Here is a 15,689-nt window from a genome sequence, read left to right on the forward strand (position 1 = left end):
AGCACACTGCTTGGTTGGAGACTATATAAACTTATTTACTGGCTAATTCGTGTGTTACTTGGTCGATGCCTACTTGGCTAATGCGTTGCAATACTTCTTTTTGCTTTGCACTTAAGAGCGAAATACCTTCAGCAACGATATCGTAAACTTTCCATTGCTTGTCTTTACCTTGACGCAACTTAAAGTGTAAATCAATGGCTGGGGCATTATCATCAACAATTTGCGTTTTCACTGTTGCATAATCACCATCGACTAACTGAGATTGATCGAAAATAACTTTTTGGCCAGTGTACTTCATAAGCGCACCCGCATAAGTCACCGTTAAATAATGCTCAACAGCAGCAATAAACTCAACAGCCTGTTCGCGGCGTAAACCTTTAATATGCTTACCTAGCAGTTTGTAAGATACAAATTTAATATCCATGTGTGGCAGTAAACGTTGCTCTACAATACTGCTCATTGCTTCAGGGCTTGCATCACCTTTGGCATTCACATTGGCGATATCAACAAATAAATCGGCTGTTACTGATTCTAATAACTGCTTTGGCGAACTCACATTACTGGCGCTTACACTGGCCGTAAAGAGTGTTGCAATTAGCAAGAATGAATTAACTAATCTGGTCATTGTGTGTGCTTCTGGATCAAAAAATTTTCGCTAATATACCGATTACGACCCCAAAGAAAAAGAACCAATACGACACCTTTTTAATGCCAAAATGACACCAATCAGTTTTTATTAGCATTTTCATATAATTACTTCTAAAACCACGAGCCTGCACAGCGTCTGTGTATTTTCGCACATTGAAAACGGCCACCCCCTGCCCTTATCTACATTCTCACAGTCACAAAGAGAAGTACCGATATGAAAAAAATGCATCAATTAAAAATCCTCATACTTTGCGCAACGGCTTTGTTCGCAGGCCCGCTTTATGCAGCTTCAAATCATGGTTATGCAATTGATTATATTCAAGGTGAAGGCGACGTGAAAGGCATTAAATTAGCCTACCAATATCATATCCCGAGCGAGAAATTACCACTCAAGTACGGCCGTTTATACTTCGAATCGAGTTTTAACATTTGGCAATACGGTAAAGAAAACAATCATCAAACTAACGTGGTGTTAGCAATGTCACCCGTGATTCAATACCCCGTGTTCAATGTTAAAGGTATACCGGTGTCGGTTGAGTTTGGTATAGGCGTCTCAATTTTAGATGACACCCACTTTGCAGGAAAAAATGTTAGCACTCACTACCAGTTTGAAGATAGGTTAGGCTTGGTTGCTGATTTAGGTGATAACCGTTCGTTAGCACTACGCTATTTACATTACTCTAATGCGGGATTCAAAAGCCCAAACCCTGGACTTGATTTTATTTCTCTTTCTTATGCAAAACGCTTTTAATACCATTGTGCTTAATTAAGAGGTCTATTTTGAGGCAATAAAACCGCGTTGATAACAAGGCAAAAATTTAGTTATTTAGTTGTTCTCGGCAATTGCTCCTGCATTGATCTACCTCCTGCATCCATGCAGTCGTAAATCAGACATTTTTAACGCAGGTAGCGACTGGTTTGAACACTCAAAATGATTAAGTATTTTTGCGGATTGATATAAGTGCTACTATCTAGGTTGGTGAATTAGCTGAGTGTACCTATGGAAACCTGGCAAAAAATTGCAATCGTCGTGGCCGTGTTTGGGGTTGTCATTGGCAACCTTGCTTTATTAAAACATGCAGCAAAAATGGACTTTAAAAAGCCCGAAAAAAAAGACGAAAATGATCAAAAAAGCCCTGATTGATCAGGGCTTTTTGATTATGCGCTAACGAGTTTACACTAACCAATGCGCCATCAATACAATGACCGGCAGCGTCACTAATGTTCTTAAAATAAAAATTAAAAACAATTCAACGATATTCACTGGGATTTTGCTGCCTAATAACAATGCCCCTACTTCTGACATGTAAATTAACTGCGTGACACTCATTGCAGCAATAATGAAACGGGTGACATCGCTCTCAATGTTTCCCGCCGCTAATATTGACGGTATAAACATATCGGCAAAACCCACCATAATAGTTTGCGCCGCTGCTTCTGCTTCAGGGACCTGCAGTAATTCTAAAAATGGCACAAATGGTTTGCCCATGTATTCAAAAATGGCAGTGTATTCAGCGATAATCAGGGCAAATGTACCCACAGCCATCACTACGGGTAATACAGCAAAAACCATGTCAAATGCGTTGTGTAAGCCTTCTTTAAGCGTACCTACAACGCCTGGGGCTGTGCGTGCTTTAGCTAAAGCTACATCGAGAGAATGCGTAATAAGAGTTTTCCCTTCTGGCACCGACTCTGCATGCTTGTCGGGCTCTGTGCCGTCAACATACAAATCTTTCTTAAAACGTAAAGGCGGTAAACGCGGAACAATTAAAGCAGCAACAAAACCCGCTAAACACACGGTCAAATAGAATGGAGCAAACAAGTGTTCTAATTTTACTTGGCCAATAACAACCAAACAAAAAGTAATTGATACCGCAGAAAATGTGGTACCAATAATCGCAGCTTCACGTTGTGTATAATGCTTGTCTTCATATTGGCGTGCGGTCATTAAAATACCGACACTACCATCGCCAAGCCACGACGCTACGCAGTTAACTGCGCTTCGTCCTGGTACACCAAATAAAGGGCGCATCACCTTTGTCAGTAACGTACCAACAAGCTCCAACAAACCAAAGTTGAGTAATAATGGCAGCAGTAAACCCGCTAAAATAAACACCGAAAAAAGTACCGGCAGGAGGTCGTTTAAAACTAATGCCCCTGTATCACCCGAAATAATCATTTCGGGACCTTGCTTCGTGTACGTTAATATAATAAATACCATACCGAGCAAACGCACAGTCAACCACAGCCAACTTACATCAAACAAATGTTTAATAATAAATATTTTTAACAGCGCTCTTGGCTTAAAAAACTTTATTATTAACGACATAACACCTGTGATACACACAATTGTGGTAATTAACCCCAATGCAAATGGCGCAATCCACTCCTGCACAGCTTTTGCCATAACAGCAATTGGAATTGTCATTGCTTCACCTATGGGTACCGGCGTCATAAACAAGAAGACACCTATAAGTGAAGGAACGAAAAAGGTAAACAAAGTTCGCAAGTTACTGCGGTTTGCAGCGTTTAAGTTAGACATATTTTCAACCTGTAAAAACCACAAAAAGAGCGGCTAGGCTCTTTTTGTGGTGGTTTTAACTTTTTTAATTATTAAATATTGATGCCGCGTTGGCGCAGCGCATTTTCTAATGCTTGTTGTAGGTCATTCATTGTACCCGGCTCAAGTGTATTGCCTTCTGAATCCATCCAAGTCAGGCTTGTGCCACCTTCATTGGTACGACTAACAAGAATTTGGTATTGGCCATCTTCAATAGGCAGTTCTGCAAGCTCTTCACCCCAAATAGAATCCCACACGCTTGACTCTGGCTTTTTGTAATCAGCCGTGATCAAACCGCGCTCTTGATCGATTTCAACAATGGTGAAAGACAAACGCTCTAAGAAACCAGAAAAACGATCAAACACAACAAAGTAATCTTGCTCAGTAACTAATGCGGCATTGCCTTTGTTATCAAAGCCCATTTCAAGCGAAATAATGCCTTGTTGTTTACGCATTTCAACCTCAAGTTGACGATAACGATAGTCAAACTCAGCGATTACTTGGTTTAAAGCACGCACTTCTAATTGTTGTTGTAGAAGCGGTGTTAATTCTTGTGAGTCACTTTTATAATCAACCAGTTTTGCATTTAAAGATGCAGTACGTTGATGCGATTTCTCTTCAATTGTAAAAAGAAAACGCTGCTGTGACACTTCCGTTTCGCTTTCCCAAAACCAGCTATCTTCAGGCTTGATGATTGTGTACCAATCAGTTTCTATGCTGCCTAATAACTTATCTTCTTTAACGGCACGGGTATTACTCTCATTCAGTACCGCGTGAACGGAATCCCAAATAAATTCATCTAAATCAACGATACCGTCATTTTTATCAAAATAAACACGTGCGTCTTTATCGCCTTCTTCAACCCAGCTACCTTGTGCAATGGTGATCACTTGCGCCGGTGGACGATAATTTTTCGCTTCAGGATTATTGTCGTACTGAGCCACTTCCATTTTATAAGTCGGATCTTGAGCTGGTTGCGCAAGTCCTTCAGGCGCTTTAACCGGTTCGTTAGCACGATAATTACGTTTATGGTGTGCTTCATCGGTAAATACACCGCACCCAGTTAAACTTACCAATACGCTTACAGCAAGCGCCTTTGAGATCCAATACTGCACAGATATTTCTCCTTAGCAAACCCTTAATTTTTTTAACAAATATATGAGTGGGTAATGCCGATTTGGTTCACTGTAAAATCACTTTTAACTTTACATTTTTTATTTTATGCAAAAAACCCGAATGGTTTGGGTTAGCGTAACGTATGTGTTTGCTTATCACCTTGCAAAATTTTAACTATGGTACTTTCTGATGCCCCTAAAAACAAGAAAGAGCGCACTTTATTCACGGCTTAATTAATCGTCGCTATCGTTAACTGAGTAAATTATGTTAAACTTTGCCGCCGTGCGTTATTAAACTCACGTGAAATCAAGGCTTATTCTGGCTTATATCTATTGGTATTATTAATTACTAGGTACTTAAAATTCCATGACTGTTTTTACAAATCATCAGATAGTGCTCACTGCGATTGGCGAAGATAGACCCGGTATCGTTAGCGAATTGACTCAGTTAGTGAGTGATTGCCATTGCAATATAATTGACAGTCGCATTGCTATTTTGGGCAACGAATTTACCTTTATCATGTTATTGGCTGGCGATATGTCAGCAATTAGCCGCATTGAGCATACATTGCCTACAAAAGGCATGGAGCTTGGCTTATTAACCATGATGAAACGCACAGCAAGTCATGTTGCGTGTGAATTTTGTGCTGGTTACACCCTCGAATACACAGGTATTGACACACCGGGAACACTAAGCAAAGTAACGCGCTTTTTTGCTGACAATCATATCAGTATTTGTTCTCTTAAATCAGACACCTATGAAGAGAATGACGAACTTAAAATGCGCTGCGAACTAGAGTTTAATATCCCTGTAGAAGTCGATATTGATCACTTTAAAGTGAGCTTTGAAGATCTTTCTCGTAGTTTGAACGTAGACTATATATTCAGACGCATTCGCTAAGGAGCAAAGCATGAAGAAAATTAATCCACTACAAGCTGGCGACACAGCCCCTGCTTTTAGTTTACAAAACCAAAACGACGAAACCGTTGTCTTAGCTGATCTTTTAAAAGAGCAGCAAGTACTGGTTTATTTTTACCCTAAAGCATCAACTCCTGGTTGCACAGTGCAAGCTGAAAACCTTCGTGATGAAAAAGCAGAGCTTGCTAAGTTCAATACGCACGTTGTTGGCATTAGCCCTGATCCAATCAAACGACTAAAGAATTTTGAAACAAAGAAAGAGCTTAATTTTGATCTGTTAGCCGATGAAGATCACGCCATTGCCGATGCATTCGGTATTTGGGGTTACAAAAAGTTTATGGGTAAAGAGTACGAAGGTATTCACCGCATCAGCTTTTTAGTTGGTCAAGATGGTAAAATCAAGCACGTGTTTGATAAGTTTAAAACCAAAGATCATCATCAGGTTGTGCTTGATTATTTAGCGCAGAATAAATAGTTACGAGTTACGAGTTACGAGTTACGAGTTACGAGTTACGAGTTACGAGTTACGAGTTACGAGTTACGAGAACACAGTAAAAAAGCGTTGCCATGGTGCAACGCTTTTTTTGTTTCTGTACACAAAAATTATGTGTTTAGCTAATTCCCAAATACTTATGCACTTGCACTGATAAACGCCAGTTCTTTGCAATACAGGTCTCAATGGCAAGTTTAGTCGCTGATGTTTTTTGGCTGATGGGTTGAAGGTAAACTAAACGCGGATTCACGCCTGTTTTTAAGAACAAATCTTCAAGCTCTTCGACATGCTTTTGCATGGCCACTGGGTGTTTAATTTCATCGGCGCGTTGCATTGCACTTCGCAGTACTTTGTAACCGCCGCGCATATTAATTTTTGGTGAAACCGTTACCCACGTTTGCTCAGGGACTAAAATCTCGAATGTGCCGCTGGTTTCTATTTGCGTAGAATAACCGTTTGCATGTAATAGCTCACACACTGGGTTTAAGTCATACATGCAAGGTTCACCACCGGTTATCACCACATGCTTTGCGTTGTAACCGCGTTCTTTAAATAGCGCTAATATTTGCTCTGCAGAGGCTTCGGCCCAATGATCAGAGTCCGCTTTTTTTTCGACCGTGTCATCAAGCGACACCCTATACACATTATCAACGTCCCATGTTTGTTTTGTATCACACCAAGCACAGCCCACAGGGCAGCCTTGCAAACGTAAAAAGATTGAAGGTGTACCCGTAAAACTTGCTTCACCTTGAATTGTTTCAAACACTTCGTTAATTTTGTACAAAAGACATCTCACTTACGACGCGACGGACAGTAAAAATTGACCGCCTAAAAACCAAAATCGCGGGCAAAAATTGTTATTTAGGCCCGAGCCGTGTAGTATATCGCGCCCTGAAGTAAACCTCTATCAAAAGTATGAGCAAAACAGTTATGACGCAAAAAGTAGTTGTTATTTATTCCGGCGGTATGGACTCATTTACCGTATTAAATAAAGCCCTGCAGCAAGGCCACGAAGTGTATGCCCTGTCGTTCGACTACGGCCAGCGTCATGTCAAAGAGCTTAAAGTGGCGGCACAAGTATGTGAAAAGCTTGGTGTTCCTCATAAAATCGTTGATATTTCTGCGATTAATCAACTGATTGGCGGCTCGTCGTTAACCGACGATATAGACGTGCCAGAAGGTCATTACGAAGAAGAGAGCATGAAGAGCACGATCGTGCCAAACCGTAACATGATTTTATTATCTCTGGCTGTTGGCTACGCAGTGTCGCTAAAAGCCAGCAAAGTGTATTACGGTGCTCATTCAGGTGACCATGCAATTTACCCAGATTGTCGTCCAGAGTTCGTTAAAAAAATGGATGATGTATGCCGTATTGCAAACTACGACGCCGTTGAAATTTTCAGCCCTTATTTAAACAATACGAAAATCGATATTTTGACAGATGGTTTAAAAATGGGCCTTGATTACAGCCAAACATGGACCTGCTACAACGGCCGCGACAAAGCCTGTGGTAAATGTGGTGCATGCCAAGAGCGTTTAGAAGCCTTCGCACTTAATAACGTAACAGACCCTATTGAGTACGAATAACCGCAAACGCAAAATGATAAAAGGCGAGTTTAACTCGCCTTTTTTGATTGTGTTTGCTGAATAAGTTTTAACAACTGGGCTGTGGCGGTAGCATCAGCCAGCGCACGGTGATGATTCGTTAAATTCAGTTCAAAATGCGCAGCTAAATTACCAAGCGAGTATGAGGGAAGTTTCGGAAATGCTTTTCGCGACTCAACCACCGTACACAATTTAGGCATTTTAAAGGTCTGGGCGATTGCGGCGTATTCTTTACGAATAAAACTGTAATCAAAATTCACATTATGAGCCACAAATACCGACCCTTTTAAGAGCCCTCTGAGCGTATCGGCTATATCAGCAAAACAAGGGGCATCGCGCACCATGGCGGCATTAATGCCGGTCAACTTGGTGATAAATGGCGGTATACTTCGCTCTGGATTAATTAAACTTGCCCACTGCTTAATCACTTCGCCGGCTTGTAGCTGCACCACGGCAATTTCGGTTATTTTATTATTACCTTGCACTCCACCCGTGGTTTCAATGTCAACCACACTGTATATACGGTTAGGATCATTAAACCAATTTACCGCAACAATATTCACGGTAAAGCCATGCTGTTTTAATATATCAATACTCACCAGCTGATTGCGTCTGAGTTTATCACCAGGCGCTTTCACTTCTTCAAAGCACAAGCCAGTGTCTTTCAGTACCATTAAGTCTGGGTAGCCATCTTTGAGTTGTTTAAAAGTTTTTGTCATTTGCAATAAATGCGCTTTTAAACTCTCAAGTTCACTGTGCTGAATAAGCACTTTTAAAGGCTCAAGAATATCACTGTGCCATTGAAACAACCCCGTTGGCGTATCGTAAAACTGCGCTGCACTTTTGCAAACCTGCTTATAAATACAATCATTATGGGTGAACGTTGCCAGTTTTTGCTCAATATCTGCCTGCTGCGAAGCGTAAAAACAATCGGCTAATAAAACATGCGGGTAAATATCAAATTCATTGCACGGTGGGTACGGTGTATCCACAAACAGTTCTTGCCAAAACGTCAGCGCGAATAAACTCAACCACAGATTATTTTCAGTAAAAAATACCGTATATCCCTGCTGTTGGTAATACTCACAGACTCCTTGCTCAACATCGCCACGATAAATATCGTCAATCTCTAACTGACACTCAGTATCACTGAGCATTTGTGTTAACCGAGAGCGCTGCTGCTTGTTGTATTTTCGTTGTAAGAAATCTTCAGCAAAATACAAAATGCCGTCGTCGATGGGGTCGTTAATAATTGCTTCTAACGTTTGCTGTACCCATTCAGTATCACCTTGTTTATAACGTACACGAATAGCCAGCTCTTGTGCCTCACTGCTACCAGTGCAATTATCTAAAAGTGTGCATGCATAAGCCAAATCGACCTCTTTAAATTGCTTAAATAAGCGAATAAGCAGTTTATTTTTAATACTGTGCGCTAAATCGTCAGTACAGTTTATCTGTAACAGTTCATTGGCTAAATGACGATATTGTTCAGGCATCTCGCATGCCTTAAACTGCATGCGACATTGATTTAATTGGTAATGAGTCTGTGCTTCTTCAAGAGTATTAAAACGTGACCGCGTTTCACCAACATCATTACGCACCTTCGCTATCCCTAAATCACGCATAACAAAGCGGTTTTGATGGTTTATATCACCTGCACTTAAGCGACCGCTGTATAAAAATTCAAAGTACTCGTAATATTCTGCTCGGCTATTAACAACAAACTCTCCACATAACTGTTCAAGCGTATTCGCCTCTCGGTCAATATGTTGTTTACACAGTGCCAGTAAAACCCCTTTACTGGCCGACTTTTTAAACGTAACAGGGGTTTTAAAAAGTGCGTCATCGGCAAGCAATGCAACAAGCTCAGGTTTCGTTAAATGAGCAAGTACCAAATCAAGATCATCAACCGTAGGGTGAGCCACCAGCGCAAACTGCTTAAGTTTAAAAATAGCGCCGTGTAGGTTTGGGATTTCTTCGTAATTAAGCGATGAAAGCGCGACGAGTCTTGGTTTTCGCGAATAGATACGTAACAAAGTACACAAGCTTTGTTCGTCGAGCTGGGTTAACTTAACGATAAATTGCTGTTGTTCAGGAGTTAGCAACGTTTTGCATTGCGCCTGAATAAACTCAGCTAATTCAAAAAAGTGATTTAAATAATATTTTAGCGGTAATTGTTTTTGCATAGCTAACACCACAACTGTATATAAATACAGTATCAGGTATTAGCTTGCTTATTTCAACATGTGGTTGCTTATTTTACTTTATAAATTCCCACAATGGCGCAGATTGCCCCACCCACCATACCAAGCCATGCTTCGATAGGTGTGTCGCCACTAAACGTACGACTTACTTGAGCACTGGCCGAGTCATAAACGTTATAACCCCATACAGCAAGTGCAACACCAATCACGATAAGTGCGATACCAATAATTTTACCCATAGTTATTATTCCTTATTGTTGTTCACTTTCAGTGTTGCACATAAATACACACGCTGCAAAATTTCACTTTAATTTCAAACTAAAGGTAATAATTTCATCATTTAACTCAACGTTAAGTTCGGCGTTTATCGATGTGCTTAACGCTTTGGCAATCGATAATCCAAGACCAAAATTATCGCTGGATGTTCTGGCACTGTCTTTTTGCCACAGTGGATCAAATAACTGGCTAATATCTTCATCGGTTAAGGGTACTTTTAATTCATTAGTAACAGATAATTGCAACTTACCCTCTTTATTAAGCAGCGTACTTACAGTCACTACACTCTTTTCTGGGCTGTATTGTTTGGCGTTATTCACAAGATTGATGATGATTGATTCAAGTGCAAATAAGTTACTAACAATAGCTGGGATATCTTCTTGAAGTGCAAATTCAACTCGCTCTAGATCGCACCTTTCTAAGGTACGCATTATGACCTGATTTAAATCGCAAGCATCTTGTTTTGGTAAGGCTTCATTACTGTATTTATGCAGTAGCAATAGGTTCGACACAATGCTTTTTAACCGTTGGCTAATTTTCAGTACCTCGGGTTTAAAATCGGCTTCAAATTCTTTTTCATCAGGAAAACGAATGGCCACTTCGGCCATGTTGATTAGCTCAGCAATGGGGGTTTTTAGTTCGTGAGCGATGTCTGACGTTAAACGTTTTTCGCGAAAGTACAGCTGCCTATTTTCTTTAATAAAGGCATTCAAGCTATTTACAATCGGCTGCAGCTCTTTAACTGGTTCTTCAACGACAATTATTGCATTTTTATCTGCGATACTAAGCCGACTAATATCACGATTGAGTTTATTCAGTGGCGCTAAAGAACTGTCGACCGATTTACGTACAAAGAGCCGAATAAAAACAATGACTGTCACTGTGGTTACAATAAAAATAACGTCAATTAACCACAAAATAAAATCAACTTCTTCAGAAGACGCGGCATAGGCCAAAGTAAGCGTGCTGTGATGTGGTCTACTCACTCCATTATAAAAATTCCTATGTGAGTGCGAGTCAAGTTGCGGCTGAAAACGAGTATAAATGATTCGTCCGTCACGACCATCCGGTAGCTGGGTGGTCATTATTTTCGCTTCACCCAATTTTAACTCTTCAAACTTAAGGTTCTTCAAAGCAAATAAATTAAGGCTTTGTGAGCGTGTAAACACTCCCTCCTCAGTCCAAATCTGAAAATACTCAGGCTCAAACTGCCCATCAAACTCTGGCATAAATTCACTCGAGAAATTAAAAGCCACCCCTTCTTCATCTTCATGTACCAAAGTCATCAGCATGCCAGCTTTTGAGTGTAAGCCACGGTTAAACTCATTATCAATCCAATTATCGACTGCAATATCTGTGGCTAATAAAATACCTAAAACAAGCCCAGTTATCGCTATGGATAGAGTAAAAACTAATTTACTGCGAATTGATTTCATCACCTTCCTTGAATTATGTAACCAAAACCACGCTTGGTTTGAATAGGTAACTCACCACCTGCCGCTCTGACCTTTTTACGTGCTGATGATAAATGCGCCTCAATAGAGTTTTTCGAAACTAAGTCATATTGCCCTGCAATATAAGTACTTAACTTTTCTGATGTAATCACTTTATTTTGATTACTAAATAAGCACTCAACAATTTTGTATTCGTTGGGCGTAAGGTCGATTACAGTGTCACCGACTTGCAACAGTTTTAATTGTAAGTTCAAAGCCAAGTTATCGATGCGGATCACATCACTGATTGTTTTCAAGCCACCGCGACGCATCAAGTTTAATAACCTTGCATGAAGCTCATCAAACGAAAATGGTTTTGTTAGGTAGTCATCGGCCCCAGTCAGCAGCCCTTTCACTTTGTCTTCAGGTTCTTGCTTGGCAGATAAAATGAGCACACGCACATCGAGCTGCTTTGCTCTTATGGTTTGTAATAACGTAATACCATCAATACTGGGTAACATAATGTCGAGTACTATTAATTCGTACTCTCCTGTCATTGCCATACTAAGTCCTTCAGCGCCATCGCCAGTTTCATCAATGGTAAAACCTAAGTTTTCAAGGCCAACTCGTAGACTACGTCTTAATGACACTGAATCTTCAATAATTAACAATTTCATATGTTACTCAAATAAGTAAAAACTCTTCTACCTCATCAGGTTACAGCACCAAACTTAAGATTCACTTAAGATTTACTGAAGTTTTTCTGGTTTAGAAAATATTAAGATTACCATAAGGATTTCTTAAGTTTTGCTTCCTACTATTGCCGTAGTTTCGATTAAGAAAGTACGACTATGACAGCAAAACTCTCCGTTTTAAAACCTTTGTTTCGTTTTACCTTATTATTAATGACAGTTTTTATGCTGTCGAGAATTGGCTTACTGTTATGGCAGCAGCAACGGCTTGTTGATGGTGATAGCATAGCTGTGCTAATTGGTGGCCTGAGAATCGATTTGAGTAGCCTAGGTTACCTATCAGCTTTAGCCGTTTTGATGTTACTTGCTAACGTGTTTTTGCGCAGTAAAACCGCTTTATTTCAACATGCTTTTACTCTTTATAGCAGCCTAGTCGTAACTGTAATCGTGGTTGTTGAGGCTTCGACACCCGCATTTATTAACCAATACGATGTGCGACCAAATCGCTTGTTTGTCGAATACCTAGATTACCCTCAAGAAGTATTCTCTATGCTGTTAAATGGCCATCAGCTGGCTATGATAAGCACCTTAATTATTGCAACACTAAGTTGTGTGTTTGCGTATCGCTTTATAAATGCAGCATTTAGTAAACAACAAAACACTAAAAAGGCTAGCCAAGTGGTAATACTCGTTACCACCTTAATAATTTGTTTAATTAGCGCAAGAGGTACTGTAAGTCATCGCCCTCTAAATCCGGCATTAGTGTATTTTTCGGGTGACTCGCTGGTTAATTCACTGGTGCTCAACTCACCCTACAGTGTAGCGTTTGCTTTAAAAAATATGGGTAATGAAAAGAATGCCAGTAGTCTATATGGCACCATGCCACGCAGTGACATTATCGACACCGTTAAAAAAGCATCATATCGCTCACAGTTCACCATTGAGGCAATCCCAACGCTTGCTGCTAACACAGCGTTTAACCATAAAAGTAAAAAGAACTTAGTGATCATTTTAGAAGAGAGCTTAGGTGCTCGTTTTGTCGGGGAGTTAGGTGGCATTGGTGTTACACCACACCTTGATAAGCTGTATAAAGAAGGTTGGGGATTTAACAATTTATATGCAACGGGTACACGTTCTGTCCGAGGAATTGAAGCTGTAACAACCGGTTTTATCCCCTCACCTTCTCGCTCAGTAGTAAAGCTATCAAAGTCACAGCATAACTTCTTTTCACTTGCCGATGTACTGGCACGCACAGGTTATACCACCCAATTTATTTATGGCGGAGAAAGTCACTTCGATAACATGAAAAGCTTTTTCTTAGGCAATGGCTTTAGCGATATTGTAGATATTAATGACATACAAAGCCCAGAGTTTATCTCATCTTGGGGAGTAAGCGACGAAGACTTATTCAATCAAGCTGATAAAGAACTAAACGAGCTAAATAAAGCGGGCAAACCTTTTTTCAGCCTTGTGTTTACTTCAAGTAATCACGATCCCTTTGATATTCCAGAAGGTAAGGTAACGCTGCCTGAAGGCCACGACCCTCAAAACTACAAACGCGATCTCGCAATTAAATACGCTGACTACGCGCTAGGTAAATTCATCACAAAAGCCAAAACACAAGATTACTGGCAAGACACGGTATTTTTAGTGGTTGCTGATCATGATGTGCGCGTGTTTGGCTCAGAGCCTGTGCCGCTTAAATCTTTCCATATTCCTGCGGTCATTTTAAACAGTGATATGAAAGCAAAGCGTGATACTCGCTTAGTAAGCCAAATGGATTTACCGGTAACCTTGTTATCGTTATTAGGTGTTGAACAAGCGACCCCAATGATCGGCTACGACTTAACAAAACAATACCCCGTAGAGCGCGCCATGATGCAGTACTACGACAACTTTGCTTACGTAGAAAATGGTGAAGCCGTGATCCTGATGCCAAACCAAAAAGTGAGCTATTGGCGCTATGACCCTGCTAGTAAAACCCAAGTTGCCATCGATAACGCAGATAGCAGCGTTGAGCTTGCCAAAAAAGCCTTAGCTCACGTCTTATTTAGCAATTTAGCTTATACCGAACAGTTGTATCGCTTACCAAATAAACCGTAGCGATGAGGAATGATTATGAGCATGCAAATTAAACAACTCCTTACTAAAAAATGGCACGTTAGCTACAGCCAATTTGTCTGGCTGGTGTCGTTTTACTTGGTTATAGCATTTAATGGCCTGTTTTTATTTAACATGCTTGAAGCTGCCAGCAAACCTGAACATATCAATTGGTTATTTATAGCAAGCGTACCTTTTTTCTTATTAGCACTGACGGCAATGGTATTGAGTTGGTTATCGTTAATCACCTTTGTAAAACCCGTGCTTTTAACAAGCATCGTAGTTTCGTCGCTGTTGTTTTATGCAACCTTAAATTACGGTGTTATCTTTGATAAAAGCATGTTGCAAAATGTCTTAGAAACAAATTCAGGTGAGGCATTTTCATACCTAAATGTACAAGTCATCGCTTTTATTGGTGTGCTTGGGGTGCTCCCAGCCTATTTGTTTTCTCGCTTTAAAATTGTCGGAAACTTTCGTGTTCGCCTAAAAAGCTTTGCGTTTCTCAACGTCACAGCGTTTATTGCTGTAGCCGTTATTGCTGTGCCATTTTATAAAGATTATGCCTCTGTAGGGCGTAATAACCGCCAGCTAACAAGTTACATAACTCCCTTTGCATTTTACACCGCAAGTTATAAGTACTTGCGCGATAATTATTTTTACCCGCCTTTACCATTTAAAGTATTAGATAAAACACCGCATTTATTGGCTAAGCAGCAAAGCTCGCTCACCATTATGGTGGTTGGCGAAACAGCCAGAGCAGCCAATTTCTCACTGCAAGGTTATGGCAAGCAAACGAATCCATATACACCAAAACTCGGTGTGAAATACTTCAGCCATGTCAGCTCATGTGGCACCGCAACAGCGATTTCTGTGCCTTGTATGTTCTCGCGTTTAGATAGAAATGAATACGATTCCCGACTTGCGCAGAGCCAAGAAAATGTGCTTGATCTTATCCAGCGAAGTGGTGTTGAAGTCACTTGGATTGACAATAACAGCAGCTGTAAAGGCGTTTGTGTTCGCGTTAAGTCTAAGACTATCGAACCAAATAAAATAAATACACAGTGTGATGGCCATTACTGTTTTGATGAAGTACTCGTTGAAGAGTTAGCTGCAACACTTGCCAAGAGTCATGCGACGCACCAACTAGTCGTGCTACACATGATTGGCTCGCATGGGCCAACCTACTATCGCCGCTATCCAGAAAAAGCGACTAAATTTTTGCCTGACTGCCCACGTAGCGATATCCAAAATTGTAGCAGCGAGCAACTCACAAACACCTATGACAATACCATTGCTTATACCGACTTAGTGCTGAGTAAACTAATCAACTTGCTTAGAGACAGTAAGGCGGATGATAAATCACTGTTATATGTCTCTGATCATGGTGAGTCGTTAGGTGAAAAAGGTTTGTATTTGCACGGTTTTCCCTATGCATTAGCGCCTAAAGAGCAAACCCAAGTGCCTATGCTGTTTTGGAGTAATAAACTAGCCGATAGCCGCTTTAACCAATGTATTGAGCAACAGCGTAACCATGTTTTTTCGCACGATAACATATTTGACACCCTACTTGGCTTAACTCATGTCGGAAGTATTAAATATAACCCTGAGCAAGACATTTTCTATGCTTGCTCAAAACAAAGCTAA

15 protein-coding genes are annotated in these 15,689 nt (G+C 40.4%); 7 read left to right on the top strand and 8 right to left on the bottom strand.

Annotated features, from left to right (window positions below):
• Positions 1-31: 31 nt before the first annotated feature.
• Positions 32-625 carry an MlaC/ttg2D family ABC transporter substrate-binding protein gene (locus BM378_RS03170; RefSeq protein ID WP_036969635.1) on the bottom strand — a complete coding sequence of 198 codons (594 nt, stop codon included), beginning with the start codon at positions 623-625 and terminating at the stop codon, positions 32-34.
• A 237-nt stretch (positions 626-862) separates the two neighbouring features.
• Between BM378_RS03170 and BM378_RS03175 the strand changes: the two genes are divergently transcribed.
• On the top strand, positions 863-1,399 hold the full coding sequence (locus BM378_RS03175) for an acyloxyacyl hydrolase (protein WP_074988601.1): 537 nt from the start codon (positions 863-865) through the stop codon (positions 1,397-1,399).
• 249 nt (positions 1,400-1,648) lie between these two features.
• Positions 1,649-1,792 carry a DUF2897 family protein gene (locus BM378_RS03180; RefSeq protein ID WP_074988602.1) on the top strand — a complete coding sequence of 48 codons (144 nt, stop codon included), beginning with the start codon at positions 1,649-1,651 and terminating at the stop codon, positions 1,790-1,792.
• Between the two features lie 30 nt (positions 1,793-1,822).
• Here BM378_RS03180 and BM378_RS03185 read toward each other — a convergent pair whose 3' ends face one another.
• Together BM378_RS03185 and bamC are read right to left on the bottom strand one after the other, a co-directional pair.
• Complete coding sequence (locus tag BM378_RS03185) at positions 1,823-3,190, bottom strand: YjiH family protein (RefSeq protein WP_074988603.1); 1,368 nt, start codon at positions 3,188-3,190, stop codon at positions 1,823-1,825.
• Positions 3,191-3,261: 71 nt separating this feature from the next.
• Entirely contained in the window at positions 3,262-4,323 is a 1,062-nt protein-coding gene (gene bamC / locus BM378_RS03190) for an NlpB/DapX family lipoprotein (protein WP_036969641.1), read from the bottom strand.
• Between the two features lie 367 nt (positions 4,324-4,690).
• On the opposite strand from bamC, the gene BM378_RS03195 reads away from it, so the two are divergent.
• Together BM378_RS03195 and bcp are read left to right on the top strand one after the other, a co-directional pair.
• Positions 4,691-5,224 carry a glycine cleavage system transcriptional repressor gene (locus tag BM378_RS03195; protein ID WP_036969643.1) on the top strand — a complete coding sequence of 178 codons (534 nt, stop codon included), beginning with the start codon at positions 4,691-4,693 and terminating at the stop codon, positions 5,222-5,224.
• A 10-nt stretch (positions 5,225-5,234) separates the two neighbouring features.
• Complete coding sequence (gene bcp, locus BM378_RS03200; RefSeq protein WP_036969646.1) at positions 5,235-5,717, top strand: thioredoxin-dependent thiol peroxidase; 483 nt, start codon at positions 5,235-5,237, stop codon at positions 5,715-5,717.
• 136 nt (positions 5,718-5,853) lie between these two features.
• Here bcp and queE read toward each other — a convergent pair whose 3' ends face one another.
• Complete coding sequence (queE, locus tag BM378_RS03205; protein ID WP_036969649.1) at positions 5,854-6,519, bottom strand: 7-carboxy-7-deazaguanine synthase QueE; 666 nt, start codon at positions 6,517-6,519, stop codon at positions 5,854-5,856.
• 131 nt (positions 6,520-6,650) lie between these two features.
• Between queE and queC the strand changes: the two genes are divergently transcribed.
• On the top strand, positions 6,651-7,322 hold the full coding sequence (queC, locus tag BM378_RS03210; RefSeq protein ID WP_141687275.1) for a 7-cyano-7-deazaguanine synthase QueC: 672 nt from the start codon (positions 6,651-6,653) through the stop codon (positions 7,320-7,322).
• Positions 7,323-7,351: 29 nt separating this feature from the next.
• Here the strand turns inward: queC and BM378_RS03215 are convergent, their stop codons facing one another.
• The 4 genes from BM378_RS03215 to BM378_RS03230 form a co-directional block, all read right to left on the bottom strand.
• Positions 7,352-9,526, bottom strand: coding sequence for an exonuclease domain-containing protein (locus BM378_RS03215; protein ID WP_036969653.1), 2,175 nt, complete (start codon positions 9,524-9,526; stop codon positions 7,352-7,354).
• A 68-nt stretch (positions 9,527-9,594) separates the two neighbouring features.
• Positions 9,595-9,783, bottom strand: coding sequence for a DUF3185 family protein (locus tag BM378_RS03220; protein WP_065979772.1), 189 nt, complete (start codon positions 9,781-9,783; stop codon positions 9,595-9,597).
• A 63-nt stretch (positions 9,784-9,846) separates the two neighbouring features.
• Positions 9,847-11,256: a sensor histidine kinase gene (locus BM378_RS03225; protein WP_074988604.1), complete on the bottom strand. Its 1,410-nt coding sequence runs from the start codon at positions 11,254-11,256 to the stop codon at positions 9,847-9,849.
• A complete protein-coding gene (locus tag BM378_RS03230; protein WP_036969661.1) occupies positions 11,256-11,930 on the bottom strand; it encodes a response regulator transcription factor in 675 nt (224 codons plus the stop codon). The genes BM378_RS03225 and BM378_RS03230 overlap by 1 nt, the downstream gene beginning before the upstream one ends.
• Before the next feature lie 174 nt (positions 11,931-12,104).
• Between BM378_RS03230 and BM378_RS03235 the strand changes: the two genes are divergently transcribed.
• A complete protein-coding gene (locus BM378_RS03235; protein ID WP_074988605.1) occupies positions 12,105-14,048 on the top strand; it encodes an LTA synthase family protein in 1,944 nt (647 codons plus the stop codon).
• A 15-nt stretch (positions 14,049-14,063) separates the two neighbouring features.
• Positions 14,064-15,689, top strand: a complete 1,626-nt coding sequence (locus BM378_RS03240) for a phosphoethanolamine transferase (protein WP_074988606.1) — start codon at positions 14,064-14,066, stop codon at positions 15,687-15,689.

The organism is Pseudoalteromonas lipolytica (genome assembly GCF_900116435.1).
Lineage (GTDB): Bacteria > Pseudomonadota > Gammaproteobacteria > Enterobacterales > Alteromonadaceae > Pseudoalteromonas > Pseudoalteromonas lipolytica.

Bases quoted from the DNA above. Each gene is read 5' to 3' on its own strand.
- BM378_RS03170 (WP_036969635.1), bottom strand. From the start codon at position 625: ATGACCAGATTAGTTAATTCATTCTTGCTAATTGCAACACTCTTTACG.
- BM378_RS03175 (WP_074988601.1), top strand. From the start codon at position 863: ATGAAAAAAATGCATCAATTAAAAATCCTCATACTTTGCGCAACGGCT.
- BM378_RS03230 (WP_036969661.1), bottom strand. From the start codon at position 11,930: ATGAAATTGTTAATTATTGAAGATTCAGTGTCATTAAGACGTAGTCTA.
- BM378_RS03235 (WP_074988605.1), top strand. From the start codon at position 12,105: ATGACAGCAAAACTCTCCGTTTTAAAACCTTTGTTTCGTTTTACCTTA.
- BM378_RS03240 (WP_074988606.1), top strand. From the start codon at position 14,064: ATGAGCATGCAAATTAAACAACTCCTTACTAAAAAATGGCACGTTAGC.
- BM378_RS03195 (WP_036969643.1), top strand. From the start codon at position 4,691: ATGACTGTTTTTACAAATCATCAGATAGTGCTCACTGCGATTGGCGAA.
- BM378_RS03220 (WP_065979772.1), bottom strand. From the start codon at position 9,783: ATGGGTAAAATTATTGGTATCGCACTTATCGTGATTGGTGTTGCACTT.
- bcp (WP_036969646.1), top strand. From the start codon at position 5,235: ATGAAGAAAATTAATCCACTACAAGCTGGCGACACAGCCCCTGCTTTT.
- BM378_RS03185 (WP_074988603.1), bottom strand. From the start codon at position 3,190: ATGTCTAACTTAAACGCTGCAAACCGCAGTAACTTGCGAACTTTGTTT.
- BM378_RS03180 (WP_074988602.1), top strand. From the start codon at position 1,649: ATGGAAACCTGGCAAAAAATTGCAATCGTCGTGGCCGTGTTTGGGGTT.
- BM378_RS03225 (WP_074988604.1), bottom strand. From the start codon at position 11,256: ATGAAATCAATTCGCAGTAAATTAGTTTTTACTCTATCCATAGCGATA.
- queC (WP_141687275.1), top strand. From the start codon at position 6,651: ATGAGCAAAACAGTTATGACGCAAAAAGTAGTTGTTATTTATTCCGGC.
- BM378_RS03215 (WP_036969653.1), bottom strand. From the start codon at position 9,526: ATGCAAAAACAATTACCGCTAAAATATTATTTAAATCACTTTTTTGAA.